Here is a 16,718-nt window from a genome sequence, read left to right as displayed (position 1 = left end):
CGGGGTGTCCGCACGGACACCGTCCTTGCGTTCTCACGTGCAGGGCGCACCGCCGTGGGTCGTCCCGTGGGGCGCCTGCATGGGCGCGATGCCTTTGCCGAAAGGCCATCGCAACGGTGGGTGCTTCCACGGCGAATGACGGCTCCCACGCAAGTGCGCCAACTCCTGGCGCGCGCCGGCCAACGCTTACAATCGATCCCTTCCTGAAGGAGTTCCCCCATCCATGTGCGGCATCGTCGGCGCGATCGCGGATCGCGATGTGGTTCCCGTCCTCATCGAAGGCCTCAAGCGCCTCGAATACCGCGGTTACGATTCGGCCGGCATTGCCGTGGTCGATGATGCGCAAGGCGATCGCCGCGACATCCGCCGCGTGCGCCGTACCGGCCGCGTCGCCGAGATGGAAGCGGCCGCAGGCGCCGAGGGCTTCCGCGCCGACCTCGGCATCGGCCACACCCGCTGGGCCACCCACGGCGGGGTCACCGAGTCCAACGCGCATCCACACGTCAGCCACGGCGTGGCGCTGGTGCACAACGGCATCATCGAAAACCACGAGCAGCAGCGCGCGCGCCTGCAGGCGCTGGGCTACGCATTCGAATCGCAGACCGATACCGAGGTCATCGCCCACCTCATCCATCACTACCTGCAGCAGGGCAACGATCTGCTCGCGGCCCTGCAGCGCGCGGTCAAGGACCTGCACGGCGCCTATGCGCTGGCGGTGGTCAGCCGCGCCGAACCCGAGCGCATGGTGTGCGCGCGGATGGGCTGCCCGTTGCTGATCGGCCTGGGCGAGGGCGAGAACTTCATCGCCTCCGACGTGTCGGCGATCATCCAGGCCACGCGCCGCGTGATCTTCCTGGAGGAAGGCGACACCGCCGAGGTCAAGCGCGCGGGCGTGCGGGTGTTCGACGACACCGGCGCGAGCGTCGAGCGCGAAGTGCACGTGTCCGACGTCTCGCTCGCTTCGCTGGAGCTCGGTCCGTACCGCCACTTCATGCAGAAGGAGATCCACGAGCAGCCGCGCGCGATCGCCGACACCATCGAGGCCGTGATGGACGCCAACGCATTCGGCCCGGAGCTGTTCGGCAAGGATGCGCAGGCCGTGCTGGAGGATGTCGAGGGCGTGCAGATCCTCGCCTGCGGCACCAGTTATTACGCCGGTTCCACCGCGCGCTACTGGATCGAGGCGATCACGGGCCTGCCGTGCAGCGTCGAGATCGCCAGCGAGTACCGCTACCGCACCGCGGTGGCCAACCCGAAGCACCTGGTGGTGACCATTTCGCAGTCGGGTGAAACGCTCGACACGATGGAGGCGCTGAAGTACGCCAGGTCACTGGGGCACGACAAGACCCTGTCGATCTGCAACGTGCCCGAAAGCGCGATCCCGCGCGCCAGCCGGCTGGTGCTCTACACCCGCGCCGGCGCCGAGATCGGGGTCGCTTCGACCAAGGCCTTCACCACCCAGCTGGTGGCCCTGTTCACCCTGGCCGCCACGCTGGCCAAGCTGCGCGGCAAGCTGACGGACGGGAAGGAAGCGGAGTTCATCGAGGCCCTGCGGCACCTGCCCGGCAGCGTGCAGCACGCGCTGAACCTGGAGCCGCAGATCGCCGCCTGGGCCGAGCGCTTCGCGCCGAAACAGCACGCGCTGTTCCTCGGTCGCGGCGTGCACTACCCCATCGCGCTGGAAGGGGCGTTGAAGCTCAAGGAAATCTCATACATCCATGCCGAGGCATACCCGGCCGGCGAACTGAAGCACGGGCCGCTCGCGCTGGTGGACGTCGACATGCCGGTGGTGGTGATCGCGCCGAACGACAACCTGCTGGAGAAGGTGAAGTCCAACATGCAGGAAGTCCGCGCGCGCGGCGGCGAACTGTTCGTATTCACCGACGCCGACAGCAACTTCAGCGAGTCCGAAGGCGTGCATGTCATCCGCACCCCGCGCCACGTCGGCGTGCTCAGCCCGATCGTGCACACCATCCCGGTGCAGCTGCTCGCGTACCACGCCGCACTGGCGCGCGGGACGGACGTGGACAAGCCGCGGAACCTGGCGAAATCGGTGACGGTGGAATAGCAGCCGCTGTCGAGGGCCGGCCGGCGGTTGCCGCTGCCACCAGCAGCGTCGCCGCCACCTTCTTCCGCAGGCCGCATCGCTGCGATGGAGTCGGAGACGGTGCGGTGGTCGCCGCAGGGATCGGGCGAAATGCGGTCGCGGGTTCCGCCTGGCGTTGGAGATCGAAGGACGGTCAGCCGGTTCAGACCGGCTGGTGGTCTTTTGCCACGGCGCTGGCCTCGGATTCCGGCAGCCCCGCCTTGTCGGCAAACTCCAGCCATTGCCCGACGGTCTCGCGCACCCGCGCCAGCGCATCGCGCGCGCCGACCACGCCGAAGCGTTTGGCCACCGCCATCAGGTCATCGCGGGTGATGGCGTCGAACTTGCCGTTGACGGCCATCAGGTGCTGGTAGGTCCACTCGCCTTCGGGGTTGTAGGCGTGGGTGACGTCATAGGCCGGTGCCAGTTCCCAGCGGCCGCCTTCGCGCAGCAGGAAGGCATGGTTCTTGGTGTGGTCGTCGCAGTTGCGGGCCATGACGTTGAAGGCCATGCGGCGGAAGAGTTCGGTGAGCGCGGCGTCGCCGAGTTCGAGCTGTTGCGCGACGAGAAACAGCTGCTCGTAGGCGTGGGTCGCGCGCTGGTTGTAGTCCAGGTGCTGGATCGCGCACAGCGACTGCACGTGGTGCCTGGCGCTGCCGTTGCGGTCGAAGCGGCGGGTCATGAAATGGGCGCGGCCGTTTTCCTCCAGCAGCCGGCACGGCTCCATGGCGATGCCGGCCGCGCGCGCCATCAGGTGGTAGGCGTACTCGATCCGGCTGTAGTCGGCGCCGGTACCCAGTTCCATGTCCTTGCCGACGCCGTCGAACTTGAGCAGCCAGTGTTCGAATCCTGGCGCGGCGTCGAACTGGCCGCTGCGCAGCTCCCCCGTGGTCGGGTTCCAGGCCACCACCGCCTTGGCGCGCGCGCCGCCGGCCGAGGTGCCGACGCGGATGATGTTGGCCAGCGCGGCCTGCGCGTGGGCGTCGTCGGACAGGTCGCCGTGCAGCACCTGGCGCGCGGCTTCGACCAGCGATTTCATCTGCAGCGGTTCGGCGCTTTCGCTGTGCGAGCCGCGCGCCGGCCGGAACTCCAGCGCGCCCATGCCGCGCTTGCCCATGTAGGCGAGGCGGTCGAGTGCGGTGATCGCGGTCGGCGCCACGCCATGGCGCGCCATCCAGGCGTCGATCAGGGCGTTGCCGAAGGCGTCGGGCAGCGCGTCGGCGAGCAGGCCGGGCAGGCCGTGGAAGCTGTTGCGCGGCAGGGCGGGGAACAGGAACACGGGGTCGGTCGCGGCGGTGGGCATGGTCAGCGGGGCGAGCTCGATGCCCTGGCGGCGCCAGGCCGGGTCGTACTCGAACGCGTAGCAGCCGGCCTTCGGATCGGCCGCGACGGCGCCGATCCGCTGGTCCCAGAGACGGACCTCGATGACCGGGGTGTCCACGGTCGGGCGTCCGCGCCTACTTCGCCGCCGCGGCCTTGCGCCGCGGGCGGCCGACGCGGCGACGTTCGCGCTCCGGGCGCTGGCGCAGCAGCGCCATCGGGCTGACCGAGGCGACCGGCGACAGGGTGTCCAGCCAGTCGAGGCGGTCGAGCGCGCGCAGCACCTGCAGCAGGGTTGACAGGCTGGACCCGCGTCCCGCCTCCAGGTTGCGCAGGGCTTTCTCGGAAACGCCGGCCTTGTCGGCGAGCGTCAGCTGGTCGAGATCGCGCGCCAGGCGCAGGCGGCGAAGCTGGTCTCCCAGTCGGGCTTGCAGTGCGTCGATGTGGGACTCGATGGTATTCATCCGGTCGATATGCGCCTGAAAATGCAGACGGGTAGATATTCCGGTGGAATGATACCAGTTGTGATTGATCAACTATTCACTCAATTCCGGCGGAAACACGCCGATTATACTCGATGCGAGCACAACCGGTATGAATCCACCGCTACCGCTTGGATTCCCTGCCGCCGGGACGCATGCCCGCGTCATCGACATGCGCGCAGAACCGTGCAACGAAGTCTCGCAGGCGCCCCTCGATGCCGGCGTCGACGATGCGGCCCTCGTCGTCGAACACTTGGCCCGCGCGCGCCACCATCAGCCGACCCTCGCACCACGGCGCCGTGCCGAGCGTGCGCAGCACCGGCAGCCAGGCGTTCTGCGCCAGCTGGGTGCCAAAGCTGCCGGGTGAAGCGCCGATGACCGTCACCGGCTTGCCGCCGAACACCCGGGCGATGTCCGAACCTGGGCGCGACATCCAGTCGATCGCGTTCTTGAACACGCCGGGGATGCCGTTGTTGTATTCGGGCGTCACCAGCAGCAGGCCGTCGGCCGCCGCCACCGCGTCCTTCATCGTGGCCACCACCGGGAGGATGCCCTCGGCCGCTTCCACGTCACCGTCGTAGAGCGGCACGCCGTGCAGCGTGTGCGCGTCGATGCGGCTGCCGTCCGGGGCCAGCGCCGCGGCCGCGCGCAACAGCGCCGCGTTGAACGAGCCACGGCGCAGGCTCCCGCACAGTCCGACGATGTTTGCCATGAGCGATGCTCCGCAGGCGAGTGGCCACGCGCCAAGCGTGGTTCGACGCGATCTTGGCACCATCGCGCACGCTGCGGGCCGTCCGTGGCCGAGCGGATCTGGCGTCCGGCTCAATCACGACGGCGACGGCGACGGAGCCACGGCGCCATGCTCGCCAGCACGCCGTCGCGGCGGACCAGGCCATGGAACAGCGCCGCGGCCAGGTGCAGCAGGAACGTGGCGAACAGCAGCAGCGCGAGCCAGTGGTGCGCGCCGCGCAGCCAGGCGAACAAAGCCGCGTCATGCGGCGCGATCGGCCGCAGCTGGATTCCGGTGAACAGGACGACCGGATAGCCCGCGGCCGACAGCATCGCCCAGCCGCTGAGCGGCATCAGCAGCATCAGTGCGTACAGCAGCCAGTGCGAGGCGGTGGCGGCGCTTCGTTGTACCCGGGGCAGGTCGGCGGGAAGCGGCGGCGCTCGATGGCGCAGGCGCACGACGATGCGCACCAGCACCAGCGCGAGGATCGTCGCCCCCAGCGGCTTGTGGATCGCCAGCAGCAGCGCGTACGCGGATGAAGTGGTGGACAGCATGCCGATGCCGATGAACAGCATCGCAAGCACCAGCGGCGCCATCAGCCAGTGGAGCAAGCGTGCACTGGGGTGGAATCGAAGCGTGGGCCTGCTCATCGCCCTGGCTCCGTCGGGGAGATGGCAGGCGCGCCCGGGCGCGGCCCTTCGCCCGAGCGCCTCCGCAGCGACGCGGCGTACACCGCCGAGCGCGCGCTCAGCAGCGGATCGTCGGAGGCGGCGATGCCCGGGGGCAAAACCAGCGGGTCGAAGGTCACGTCGCGGCAGGGGCCGTCAGGCTCGGGCAGCGCGCGCTCGATCACCAGGGTGCCGACGTCGATGCGTTCGCGGCTCGCGGGCCACTGCACGGTGGCGTTGTCGGTGCGGTCGCCGTCGGCGGCCAGCGTGACCACCAGTTGCCAGCGCTGCGGTTCCCGGCGCAGGCGCGCGAACAGGTCGTTGAACAGGAAGTCGGGTTCGCGCGCGTTGAGCGCCTCGAAGCGACTGCGGTCGAGGGGGGTGAACGCGGCTTCAGGCAGCAGCGACCAGCGCACCGCGCGGACCGTGCCGCGGGCGTCGATGAAGCGGAACGCGTTGATCGAGTGGTAGCCGGCGTTGGTGAAGCTCGACGGGATCGGCCGCGACGCCGTCAGCGCATTGAACGCGTGTGTTTCCGGATGCGCGGCCAGGAAGGCGGCGACCTTGTCCGGATCCGGTTTGCCGGTGGCCGGGTCGGGCGTGGTCGCGCGCTGCAGCGCCACGAAATCGCGCACGTTGCCCACCGGGAACAGGGGCACGCTGTTCATCGCCGTGCGCCAGGTGCTGCCGTCGGCGGCGCTGAAATCCAGCGCGAGGCTGCGCGGCGCCGGCACGCCGTCGGGCGCGTGCGGCGAGCCCACGGCCAGCGCGAAGCGGCCGAACACCGGCGTGCGTCCGGGCGCGAACACCGCAGCCTGCGACAGCGCCTGGCCGCGGCCGTTGCTGTCGAAATGGCCGACGACGCACGCGCCCTTTTCGTGCGCGCGCCGGAATCCCGGATGCTCGCCGTTGTGGCGCTCGAGCACGTCGGCGACGTCGGCGCCCGACAGGCGCGCAGGCGCCAGCCAGCCGGCGGTCCAGGCGAACGCCAGCGCGGGGACGCCGACGGCCAGCGCGATCGCGCCAAAGCGTGCGATCAGCCGAAGACGCCGGCGGCGCAGCCGGCGCAACAATTGCGGGGTGCGGGTGGAAGCGGGCATCGTGGCTCCAGCTTGGCGTTCGATGGCAGTGGGACGCTCGGGCGAAGGACTTATTCCCAGGCCGACGACGATGGCGGCAGTTCGTGATGTCGTTCCGACGCGCGAGGAACCCCGCAAACCCGAAACCAACGGCCTGGCCCGCCTGCCGCGTAGTGCGGGTCCCGGAGCGACCGGGGCCGCGGATTGCAAGCCGGGAATAAATCTGTTCGCCCCACGTCTTCCTCCTGCCAGCGAAACAACGAGCCCGAATACATGAACCCGATCGACGACGACGAACTGCGCACGCTGCTGCCTTCACTGCGGCGTTTCGCGCTGTGGCTGTCGCGCGATGCGGCGGAGGCCGACGACCTGGTGCAGGCGAGCCTGGAACGCGCGCTGTCGCGTTGGTCCACCCGCCGCGGCGACGCCAGCCTGAAGGCGTGGCTGTTCTCGATCCTGCATCGGCAGTTCCTCGACCAGCGCCGGCGCGCGGGCCGCTGGCGTCGCGTGCTGGCGGCCTTCGGCGCCGAACCGGGCGCGGCGCCGTCGGCGGAGGACACCTTCGTGGCGCGCTCGTCGCTGCAGGCCTTCGACGCGCTGGCCACCGACCATCGCGCGGTATTGCTGCTGGTCGTGGTGGAAGGCCTGCCCTACCAGGACGCCGCGCACGCGCTGGGCGTGCCGGTCGGCACGGTGATGTCGCGGCTGTCGCGCGCGCGCGCGGCCTATCGCAAGCTGACCGGCGACGAACCGGGCGGCGCCCGGCTGCGGAGGATCGGATGAACACCCGGATGCCCGACGACGACACGCTGCAGGCCTACGTGGACGGCCAGCTGGACGAAGCCCGGCGGCGCGAGGTGGACGCCTGCCTGGCCGCGCAGCCGGCGCTGGCCGCACGCGTGGCGCAGTGGCAGCGCGACGCGGCCGGCCTGCGCGCGGCGCTCGCCGGTGGTCTGTCGCTGCCGCCGCCGGCGCGCCTGGATCCCATAGCGATCCGGCGCACGCGCCGCGCGCGGACGCGGCGCCGGCTCGCGCTGTGCGCCTCGCTGGTGCTCGCGATCGGCCTGGGCGGCGTGGGCGGCTGGCAGGCGAAGTCGGCGCGGGTGGCGGCCGCCGCGCCGCCGATGGACGACGCGCTCACGGCCTATCGCATCTTCGCCACCGACCGCATGCGGCCGGTCGAAATGGACGCCAGCCGCGGGCCGGAGCTGCAGGCCTGGCTGTCCGCGCGCCTCGGGCGTCCCATGTCTCTGCCGGACCTGCAACCGTTCGGCTTCTCCCTGCTTGGCGGACGCATGCTCGCCACGCCCGACGGCGCCGCGGCGATGCTGATGTACCAGGACGACGCGGGCCGGCGAATCAGTTTCTACGTCCGCCCGAGCTCGCGCTTCGTCGACGCGCGCGGCACCCGCCGCGACGACGGCCTGGCGCTGCGCTACTGGTATCGCAACGGCTACGGTTTCGCGGTGGTCGGGCGCGCCGACGACCCGCGCACGCTGGAAGTGCAGCAGGCGATCCCGCCCGCGGTGTGATCGGTGGTGTGGCAGGCGGGCAAGTCTCGCCGGATCGTCCGGTGCGGGGTGCTAAGGTCGCGGCTCCTTCGGCGCCCGGAAATCGATGAGCACCTACGCGCTCCAGTCCGTGTTTGCGCCGGCCTCCGTGGCGGTGGTCGGCGCCAGTCCGCGCGAGCGCTCGCTCGGTCGGCTGGTGCTGCGGCAACTACGCGATGGCGGATTCGCCGGACCCGTGGGGCTGGTCAATCCTCGCTATCGCGAGATCGACGGCATGGCGGCCGCGCCGCGGCTCGATGCGCTGGGATTCGCGCCGGAACTGGTGGTGATCGCGGCCCCGCCGCAGGACGTGGCGGCGGTGGCGGCGTCGGCCGCCGACAACGGCGCGCGGGCGGCGATCGTGCTGACCCGCGGGATGGGCGTGGGCGCCGGTTCGTACAACGCGGCGCTCGAAGCGGTCGCGCGGACGCGCGGACTGCGCATCGTCGGCCCCAACTGCCTGGGGGTGATCGCGCCGCACGCGAACCTGTTCGCCAGCTTCGCCGCGCACCGGCCGCTGGCCGGAGACCTGGCGCTGGTGTCGCAGTCCGGGGCGGTAGCGGCCGGCGTGCTGGAGTGGGCGCGGCCGCGCGGGATCGGGTTCTCGGCGGTGGTGTCGCTGGGCGACGCGATCGACGTCGACTTCGCCGACCTGCTCGACCATTTCGCGGTCGACCGGCACACCCGCGCGATCCTGCTGTACCTCGAACACGTGCGCGATGCGCGCAAGTTCCTCTCGGCCGCGCGCGCGGCGGCGCGCGGCAAGCCTGTGGTGGTGGTCAAGCCCGGTCGCCACGTCCGCGCGCCGCCGGATGCGCAAACCCACATCGCGCGCCTGGCCACGCCCGACGCCGCCTACGACGCCGCGTTTCGCCGCGCCGGGCTGCTGCGCGTCAACGCGCTGGACGAACTGTTCGCCGCGGCCGAAACGCTTTCGCACCTGGGCAGCGTGCCGGGCAAGCGGCTGGCGGTGCTGACCAACGGCGCGGGCACCGGGATGCTGGCGCTGGACCGGCTGGTGGACCTCGGCGGCGTCCCGGCGACGCTGTCGGCGCCCACGCTCGACGCACTGGACGCCGCGTTTCCGCGCGGATGGTCGCGTGCCAATCCGGTGGACATGCTCGGCGACGCCGACGGCGCGCGCTACGGCGGCGGCATGCAGGCCCTGCTCGCCGACCGCGACGTCGACGCGGTGCTGGCGATGCACGTGCCCACCGCGCTGTCGCAGCCGCAGGACACCGCGCGCGCGGTGGTCGGCGCGATCGAAGCAGGCAAGGCGAACGGCGCGCGCAAGCCGACGCTGGCGGTGTGGGTCGGCGCCGACGCCCAGGCCGCGGCGACGCTCAACGATGCCGGCGTGCCGACCTACGCCACCGAGGCCGAGGCGGTGCGCGGCTTCATGTATCTCGTCCGCCATCGTGAAGCGCAGCAGGCGCTGATGGAGACGCCGCCGAGCCTGCCGCAGGATTTCGTCGTCGACAGCGAAGCCGCGCACGCGGTGGTGGCCGAGGCGCTCGCCGGCGGCCAACGCTGGCTGGAACCCGAAGCGGTGGCGCGACTGCTGGCCGCGTACGGCATCGCCTTCGCGCCATCGCTGCCGGCACGCGATGCGGAGCAGGCCGCGAGCATTGCAATGCCGCTGCTCCAGGCCGGCGGCACGGTGGCGGTGAAGCTGCTGTCGTCCGACATCGCGCACAAGTCCGACGTCGGCGGCGTGCGCCTGAACCTGGCCAGCGGCGACGCCGTGCGCGCGGCGTTCGACGACATCGTCGGTCGCGCGCGTGCGCGCAGGCCCGATGCGCGCATCGACGGCGTCCTGGTGCAGCCGATGGCGCTGCGGCCCAAGGCGCGCGAAGTGATCGCCGGCATCGCCGACGACGACACGTTCGGTCCGGTGATCGTGTTCGGCCGCGGCGGCACCGCGGTGGAGGTGATCGACGACAAGGCGCTGGCGCTGCCGCCGCTGGACCTGCGCCTGGCCAGGGAGCTCATCGGCCGCACGCGGGTGTCGCGTGTGCTGAAGGCCTATCGGGACATGCCGGCCGCGGACGAGGACGCGCTGGCGCTGGTGCTGGTCAAGTTGGCGCAGCTGGCGGCCGACATCCCCGCGGTGCGGGAGCTGGACATCAATCCGCTGCTGGTCGACGCCGACGGCGTGGTGGCGCTGGACGCGCGCGTCTCGGTGGCGCCCCCGCGGCGGCTGCACCGCGGCCGTGGCCATCCGCGCTTCGCGATCCTGCCGTATCCGAAGGAGTGGGAGCGCAGCATCACGCTGGCCGACGGACGCGAAGCCTTCGTGCGCCCGGTGCGGCCCGAGGACGACGCGATGTTCCGCGCCTTCTTCACCCGGGTGAGCGCGGAGGACCTGCGGCTGCGCTTCTTCCGCGCGGTGCGCGACTTCAGCCACGACTTCATCGCCCGGCTGGTCCAGCTCGACTACGCGCGCTCGATGGCGCTGGTGGCCATCGACGCGGCGAGCGGGGAAATGCTCGGCGCGGTGCGCCTGCTGGCCGACGCCAATTTCGACCGCGGCGAATACGGGATCATGGTGCGCTCCGATCTCAAGGGCGCCGGCATCGGCTGGCGCCTGATGGAAGCGATGATCGAGGTCGCGCACTGGCTCGGCCTTAACGTCATCGAGGGCCAGGTGCTGCGCGAGAACAGCACGATGCTGTCGATGTGCCGGCACCTGGGATTCACCGTGACGGCCGACCCGGAGGACGCGACGCTGATGCTGGTGGCGTTGCCGGTGGGCGATCGCGTTTAGCTCGACGCTGCGCGCAGCGCACGCCCGGATCTTGTGGGTGCGACTTCAGCCGTGAGCTGTTGCCCCGCCCGCTGCGAAGGCAGGGGGAGGCTGGTAGGGGGTGTCTGCGGTTCGCGATGATCCTGACGGCACCCCTCCCCAGCCCTCCCTGCCTTCACAGGGAAGGGCGCAGGAGCTCGCAGCCGAAGCCACTCCTACAAGCGCGGTCCGCACGCAGCTGCGGGATAATCGGCGCATGCGCAAGATCCTCCACGTCGACATGGACGCGTTCTACGCGTCGGTCGAGCAGCGCGACGATCCATCGCTGCGCGGGCGGCCGGTAGTGGTGGCCTGGCGCGGCGCGCGCTCGGTGGTGTGCGCGGCGAGCTACGAGGCGCGGGTGTACGGGGTGCGCTCGGCGATGCCGGCGGTGCGGGCCGAGCGCCTGTGTCCGGACGCGGTGTTCGTACCACCGGATTTCGTGCGCTACAAGGCGGTGTCGCGTCAGGTGCGCGAGATCTTCCTGCGCCACACCGACCTGGTCGAGCCGCTGTCGCTGGACGAGGCCTACCTCGACGTCACCGAGCCGAAGATCGCATCCCCGAGCGCCACCGCCACGGCGCAGGCGATCCGCGCACAGATCCGGGACGAGACCGCGCTCACCGCGTCGGCGGGCGTGGCGCCCAACAAGTTCCTGGCCAAGATCGCGTCGGACTGGAACAAGCCCGATGGCCTGTTCGTCATCCGCCCCTCGCAGATCGAAGCCTTCCTCACCCCGCTGCCGGTGGCGAAGATCCACGGCGTCGGCAAGGTGATGGAGAAGAAGCTGGCCGACCTCGGCATCGCCACCGTGGGCGACCTGCGCAGGTTTCCGGCCGAAGAGCTGCAGCTGCGGTTCGGCAGCTTCGGCAGGCGGCTGCACCTGCGCGCCCGCGGCATCGACGAGCGCCCGGTCGAACCGGACCAGCCGGTGCAGTCGATCTCGGCCGAGGATACGTTCGAGCACGACCTGCTGCTGTACGAATTCGAGGCCGACATCCGCCGCCTCGCCGAGAAGACCTGGCTGGCCACGCGCAAGACGCAGCGCATCGGCCGCACCGTGGTACTCAAGCTCAAGACCGCGCAGTTCCGGATCCTGACCCGCAGCTTCACCCCGGAATCGCCGCCGGCCTCGCTGGAAGAGCTGACCGCCATCGCGCTGTCGCTGCGCAGCCGCGTCGACCTGCCGGCGGTGACGCGCTACCGTCTGGTCGGCGTCGGCGTGTCGGGCTTCCGTGAGAGCGGAGACATGGAGAGCCAGGGCAGCCTGTTCGAGGACGACCGATCCACCGCTGTCGCGCCCGTGCGGACTTTGTAGGAGCGGCGGGAGCCACGAGTACTTCCCGCAGGGCAGGCTGCTGCGCCCGCCTGCGCAGGGATGATGACGTTGATTTCGTAGGAGCGGCTCCAGCCGCGAGCTCTTCGCGCCGACCCGCGAACGCGCGGGAGAAAGGCGGGTTGGCAATCCTGCCGCGCCCCAGGACTTCGGCGCAGTAGTGGCTGGGGAAAGCTCGCGGCTGAAACCGCTCCCACGAGAGCGGTGAGCGGCGATGACTCAGCGCGCGGGCGCCCAGCGCAAACTCAGGCCATATTCGCGGCCCGGCTGGTTGTACCACGCGATCGTTTCGTAACCGCGGTCAAAGGCGTTGTCCACGCGCGCCTCCAGCGTCCAGTCCGGATCGAAGGCATACGAGACGCGCAGGTCGAGCGTTGCATAGCCCCCCAGGCGAACTGTGTTGGCCGCATCGTCGTAGCGATGGCTCGCGCCCTTCACGCTGGCGCCGAACGCGAACGCGCCGAACGCGCGGTCGACATCGATGCGGCCCGTGTTGCGCGCGCGCCGCGCCAGTACGTTGCCGCGGTTGGCGTTGCTCGAGCCCCCGCGGTCGGGCGTGTGGTTGCGCGGGTCGGCGTGGCTGAGCTGGGTGGAGAGGTCCCACTCGCCCACGGTGGTGTCGAACGTCAGTTCGATGCCGCGGATGCGGGCCTGGTCGATGTTGTTGGGCAGGAAGATCGACGAGTCGTACGAGATCAGGTCGTCGATGCGCGTTTCGTAGGCGTTGACCGTCCAGCTGTAGCGCTGTGCGTACTGGGCGACGCCGATGTTGTATCCCCTCGATTCCTCGGGACGCAGGTCCGGCTTTCCGAAGAACGGGTAATACAGGTCGTTGAAGGTCGGCGCCTTGAAACCGGTGGCGTAGTTGGCGGTGACGCGGTAGTTGTCCGCGAAGGCCATGCCCCAGCCGAGGCTGCCGGTGGTGTGGCTGCCAAACTGCTCGTTGTCGTCGTTGCGCACGCCGGCCTGCAGCCGATGGCTACCGAACTGGCCCTGGTATTCGACGAAGACACCGGTGTTGTCGCGGCGGGTGACGTCGAACGCGGTGTCGCTTTCGACCGCGTCGCGCTGCCAGTCGGCGCCGGCGCTGAGCAGCTGGCCCACGGCAAGCCCAAAATCCGCCTGCAGCGAAGCGGTCCTGCGGCTGGTGTCGAAGTTGCCGACGCGGAGGCTGCCGCTTTCGTCATCGAAGAAGTTCTCCGATCGGTCGTCGTTGCGACCCAGCTGCGCGGTGACGTCGATGCGCGCGGTCGGGGACCAGGCGAGCTTCGCGCCCAGCACCTGCTGCACGTTCTCGGCGACGTTGCCGCCGTACGGGCCGCCGTCGAACTCGTTGCGCGACTGCGCGCGAAGCGCGTTGGCCTGCAGCTCCAGCGAATCGGAGACGCGTACGCCGCCGCGCAGGTTGGCAGAGCTGTTGCGATAGCCGTCGCGGTCGGGTTCGTCGACGAAGCAGCCCTGGAACAAGCTGGCCGACCCGCGGCAGGCATTGATGCCGTCGGTGCGCTGGTACGCGACGTCGGCCCCGAACCAGCCGCGCTCGCTGCCGCCGCCGATGCCGCCGCTGGCTTCGCGCAGTCCATGGCTGCCCGTGCCCACGCGCAGTCGCGGCGCGAAGGCGCCCTCGTCGCGGCGGGTAAAGATCTGGATCACGCCACCGATCGCCTCCGAGCCGTACAGGCTCGAGCGCGGTCCGCGCACGATTTCGATGCGATCGATCTGGTCGACCGGAAGGTCCTGGAAGGCGGTGAGTCCGGCGGTGACCGAACCCACGCGCACGCCGTCGATCAGCACCAGCACCTGGTCCGATTCGGTGCCGCGCATGAACACGGTGCTGTTCTTGCCCAAGCCGCCCTGGTTGCCGATGTCGATGCCGGCGCGGCCGCGCAGCAGGTCGGTGAGGCTGCGCGCCTGGCTGCGCACGATCTCGTCGTGGTCGATGACCTGGGCCGGGAACAGGCTGTCGGCCAGCGCCACCTGCGTGCGGGTGGCGGTCACCACGACCTCGTCGAGGTCGGTGGCCGCTTCGGCATGCGCGAACGCCGGGAGGGACAGGATGCCGGCGATCACCAGCGCGAGGTTTCTGGACTGCATGGAACGCTTCTCCATTCGCGCGCACCCACGCACGCGAAACAGGGTGGAAGCACGCGCGGGATGCGCGGGCCCTTGCGAGGCCTGCGAGCGCAGCTGCAACGGCGTGCAGGCGGAGCTGGCGAAGCACTCGCATCCGCGTTGCGGGAGAAGGACGTTCGGCTGCGGGGTCGGGCGTGGGGCACGCGTCGGCATCGCCGCCGCGATGCCCTCCGCATCACAATCGGACAGGGTCGATGGACCCCTTGCTCCGTGGCCGGTCTCCGGACTGGCGAGTTGGGGTCGTTCGACTCCGGCCGCGGCGCCTTCCCGTGCGGCCCGATGCGGGCCTGGACAGTGGCGGATGCGTTGGCACGACTCGCTTACCGTTGCGGGGGCAGTGCCGGAATGGTCGTGGCGCGATGCGTGTGCGGCGCGCGGCGGACTTCACCGGCTTCCCGTTTCAACCCGTTGGCGTAGTGCCGCCGGGTCACCGCGAAGCGGGGGCGATTGTACGCCATGGCGATGCGGTTCGGCTCGGCATGCCTCTACAGGGCCAGTCCTGCAAATTGCAGGAGCGGCGGAAGCCGCGAGCTCTTGCTCCCTTCCCTGCGACGGCAGGGGAGGGTTGGGGAGGGGTGTCTTTTGGATCAGCGCGCATCGTGGGCACCCCCTCCCAGCCTCCCCCTGCCGTCGCAGGGGGAGGAGCAAAAAGCTCGCGGCTGAAGCCGCTCCTACTCGAGCGGCGTTACGTGCTTCGCTGTCAGTCGTCCACATCGTCGAACAGCTTCGGCGACGGCATGGCGTCGTCGGTCTGCATCATCGTCGTGGTCACCGGCGCGGCGGCGGGGCGGTTGCGCGGGGGTGGCAGCTCGGCGATGGCGGCTTCGGCCTGTTCGACCAGCTGCGTGCGGCGAGCGTCGGGCACTTCCTGCCAGTGGCAGTCGCACAGCGCCCCTTCCAGCGAATACAGCAGGTTGAGGCTCGGCTTGAAGCCCGCGCGCTTGACGCGCATGAAGGCTTCCACCGGCCCCGCGGCGGCGAGGTCCTCGGCCGTGCGCAGGCCCACCTGGCGCAGCCACGCCGCGCTCTTCGGGCCGATGTTGCGCATCTTCAGCGGTGGCGCGCTCACGTGCCGGCGCCCGCGCGCAGGGCGATGGCGCGCCGGTTCGACCTGCATGGAAGTTCATGGCCATGCCGCGTGGGTGTGGCGGTGTCCCGCCCGATCATGCGCAGCTTCATCGATTCCCTACCCCAGTGAACGCACGAAGATCCGTGCGATGTCTTCGATCCCCCTCTGATCGATAACGTCGAAGCGGTCCAGATCCGGACTGTCGAGGTCGAATACGCCCAACAGGACGTCCTTGCCGTCCGGGCCCGGCCGGAACAAGGGCACGACCAGCTCCGAGCGCGAGGCGGAATCGCAGGCGACATGGCCATCGAAGGCGTCGACGTCGGCGACGCGCTGGGTTTCGCCGCTGCGCGCGGCCGCGCCGCAGACGCCCTTGTCGAGCGGGATGCGAATGCACGCCGGCAGGCCCTGGAACGGTCCGACGACCAGTTCCCTGCCGTCGAAGAAATAGAAGCCGACCCAGTTGAGTCGCGGCAGGGCGTGGTAGACGAGCGCCGACAGGTTCGCGGCATTGGCGATCCGGTCGTGCTCGCCCGCCATCAGGGCCTGCGCCTGCTGGGCGAGCTGCGCGTACTGTTCCGGCTTGTCGCCGTTTAAACTGGAGGTCGTGAACATGGCCCGCAGTCTAGCAGTGGCGGCATTTCCCTCGCGGCCACGCGACGCGGGGGCGGCATGGTTCCCGCGCGCTGGCGCAGCGGCGATGCAGCGGGCGCGGGACGCGGACGCGTGAGCGCGCGCGGGGTATTCGTCACCGGCACCGACACCGACGCCGGCAAGACCACCGCCAGCGCCGCGCTGCTGCATGCACTGCGCGCGAGCGGACTGCGCGCGGTCGGCATGAAGCCCCTGGCCAGCGGCTGCACGCGCGACGCCGATGGCCGCTGGCGCAACGACGATGCGCTGGCGCTGCAGGCCGCCAGCATGCCGCGCCCCGACTACGACGACGTCAATCCGTTCGCGCTGCCGCTGCCGCTGGCCCCGGAGTTCGCGGCGCGCGACGCGGGCGTCATCGTCGGCATGGAACCGATCCTTGCGGCGCACGCGCGGCTGGCGGCGCAGTCGGATTTCGTGCTGGTCGAAGGCGTGGGGGGCTGGCTGGCGCCGCTGACCGCAACGCTGGACCAGGTCGACCTGGTCCGTGCGCTAAAGGTGCCGGTGGTGCTTGTAGTGGGAATGCGGCTGGGCTGCCTCAACCATACGCGACTCAGCGTGCGCGCGATCATCGACGATGGCGTCCGGCTGGCGGGCTGGATCGCCACCGAAGTGGACCCGCACATGGCGCGCCGCGACGAGAACTTCGAGGCACTGTGCCAGCGACTGCCGGCGCCCTGCCTCGGGCGCCTGCGCTGGAGCGATAGGCCCGATCCCGCAACGATGGCACACGAGTTGTGCACAACCGGGCTGATGGGCGGCTGAAAATCCTGACTTCCGGCACGTTGGAGCGGAAAAGCCGGATGCTAGACTGACGGGTATAGGAATT

At 70.4% G+C, this 16,718-nt stretch carries 14 protein-coding genes and 1 riboswitch; of the genes, 6 read left to right on the top strand and 8 right to left on the bottom strand.

Annotated features, from left to right (window positions below; translation table 11 throughout):
• Positions 1-223: 223 nt before the first annotated feature.
• A complete protein-coding gene (gene glmS / locus ACFOM9_RS08535; RefSeq protein WP_386708974.1) occupies positions 224-2,068 on the top strand; it encodes a glutamine--fructose-6-phosphate transaminase (isomerizing) in 1,845 nt (614 codons plus the stop codon).
• A 181-nt stretch (positions 2,069-2,249) separates the two neighbouring features.
• Here the strand turns inward: glmS and ACFOM9_RS08530 are convergent, their stop codons facing one another.
• From ACFOM9_RS08530 to ACFOM9_RS08510, 5 genes are all read right to left on the bottom strand, one after another.
• The gene (locus ACFOM9_RS08530) at positions 2,250-3,527 is read right to left on the bottom strand and encodes a type II toxin-antitoxin system HipA family toxin (RefSeq protein WP_386708971.1); all 1,278 of its coding nucleotides are present in this window, start codon (positions 3,525-3,527) and stop codon (positions 2,250-2,252) included.
• 16 nt (positions 3,528-3,543) lie between these two features.
• Positions 3,544-3,870 carry a helix-turn-helix domain-containing protein gene (locus ACFOM9_RS08525; protein ID WP_386708968.1) on the bottom strand — a complete coding sequence of 109 codons (327 nt, stop codon included), beginning with the start codon at positions 3,868-3,870 and terminating at the stop codon, positions 3,544-3,546.
• A 142-nt stretch (positions 3,871-4,012) separates the two neighbouring features.
• Positions 4,013-4,600, bottom strand: coding sequence for an NADPH-dependent FMN reductase (locus ACFOM9_RS08520; protein WP_386708965.1), 588 nt, complete (start codon positions 4,598-4,600; stop codon positions 4,013-4,015).
• A gap of 110 nt (positions 4,601-4,710) precedes the next feature.
• The gene (locus tag ACFOM9_RS08515) at positions 4,711-5,268 is read right to left on the bottom strand and encodes a cytochrome b (RefSeq protein ID WP_386708962.1); all 558 of its coding nucleotides are present in this window, start codon (positions 5,266-5,268) and stop codon (positions 4,711-4,713) included.
• Entirely contained in the window at positions 5,265-6,386 is a 1,122-nt protein-coding gene (locus tag ACFOM9_RS08510) for a catalase family peroxidase (RefSeq protein ID WP_386708959.1), read from the bottom strand. Before ACFOM9_RS08510 ends, ACFOM9_RS08515 begins: the two co-directional genes overlap by 4 nt.
• Before the next feature lie 252 nt (positions 6,387-6,638).
• On the opposite strand from ACFOM9_RS08510, the gene ACFOM9_RS08505 reads away from it, so the two are divergent.
• The 4 genes from ACFOM9_RS08505 to dinB all read left to right on the top strand — a co-directional run bounded on the left by ACFOM9_RS08505 (position 6,639) and on the right by dinB (position 12,018).
• Positions 6,639-7,148 carry a sigma-70 family RNA polymerase sigma factor gene (locus tag ACFOM9_RS08505; RefSeq protein WP_386708956.1) on the top strand — a complete coding sequence of 170 codons (510 nt, stop codon included), beginning with the start codon at positions 6,639-6,641 and terminating at the stop codon, positions 7,146-7,148.
• A complete protein-coding gene (locus ACFOM9_RS08500; RefSeq protein ID WP_386708953.1) occupies positions 7,145-7,897 on the top strand; it encodes an anti-sigma factor family protein in 753 nt (250 codons plus the stop codon). Before ACFOM9_RS08505 ends, ACFOM9_RS08500 begins: the two co-directional genes overlap by 4 nt.
• An 85-nt stretch (positions 7,898-7,982) precedes the next feature.
• Positions 7,983-10,682 (top strand): bifunctional acetate--CoA ligase family protein/GNAT family N-acetyltransferase, encoded by a 2,700-nt coding sequence (locus ACFOM9_RS08495; RefSeq protein WP_386708950.1) that lies wholly within the window; start codon positions 7,983-7,985, stop codon positions 10,680-10,682.
• A 235-nt stretch (positions 10,683-10,917) separates the two neighbouring features.
• Positions 10,918-12,018: a DNA polymerase IV gene (gene dinB / locus ACFOM9_RS08490; protein WP_386708946.1), complete on the top strand. Its 1,101-nt coding sequence runs from the start codon at positions 10,918-10,920 to the stop codon at positions 12,016-12,018.
• Between the two features lie 237 nt (positions 12,019-12,255).
• On the opposite strand, the gene btuB is transcribed toward dinB, so the two are convergent.
• The 3 genes from btuB to ACFOM9_RS08475 all read right to left on the bottom strand — a co-directional run bounded on the left by btuB (position 12,256) and on the right by ACFOM9_RS08475 (position 15,853).
• Entirely contained in the window at positions 12,256-14,130 is a 1,875-nt protein-coding gene (gene btuB / locus ACFOM9_RS08485) for a TonB-dependent vitamin B12 receptor (RefSeq protein WP_386708943.1), read from the bottom strand.
• Positions 14,131-14,364: 234 nt separating this feature from the next.
• Positions 14,365-14,619, bottom strand: a riboswitch (cobalamin riboswitch).
• 250 nt (positions 14,620-14,869) lie between these two features.
• Complete coding sequence (locus ACFOM9_RS08480; protein WP_386708940.1) at positions 14,870-15,238, bottom strand: TfoX/Sxy family protein; 369 nt, start codon at positions 15,236-15,238, stop codon at positions 14,870-14,872.
• Positions 15,239-15,355: 117 nt separating this feature from the next.
• Positions 15,356-15,853 carry a GAF domain-containing protein gene (locus ACFOM9_RS08475; protein WP_386708937.1) on the bottom strand — a complete coding sequence of 166 codons (498 nt, stop codon included), beginning with the start codon at positions 15,851-15,853 and terminating at the stop codon, positions 15,356-15,358.
• A gap of 111 nt (positions 15,854-15,964) precedes the next feature.
• Here ACFOM9_RS08475 and bioD point away from each other — a divergent pair, with 111 nt between their 5' ends.
• Positions 15,965-16,654 carry a dethiobiotin synthase gene (gene bioD / locus ACFOM9_RS08470; protein ID WP_386708934.1) on the top strand — a complete coding sequence of 230 codons (690 nt, stop codon included), beginning with the start codon at positions 15,965-15,967 and terminating at the stop codon, positions 16,652-16,654.
• Positions 16,655-16,718: the final 64 nt, after the last annotated feature.

The organism is Luteimonas notoginsengisoli, from assembly GCF_042648885.1.
Classification (GTDB): domain Bacteria; phylum Pseudomonadota; class Gammaproteobacteria; order Xanthomonadales; family Xanthomonadaceae; genus Luteimonas; species Luteimonas notoginsengisoli.
This window is presented reverse-complemented; position numbering and strand designations above follow the sequence as displayed.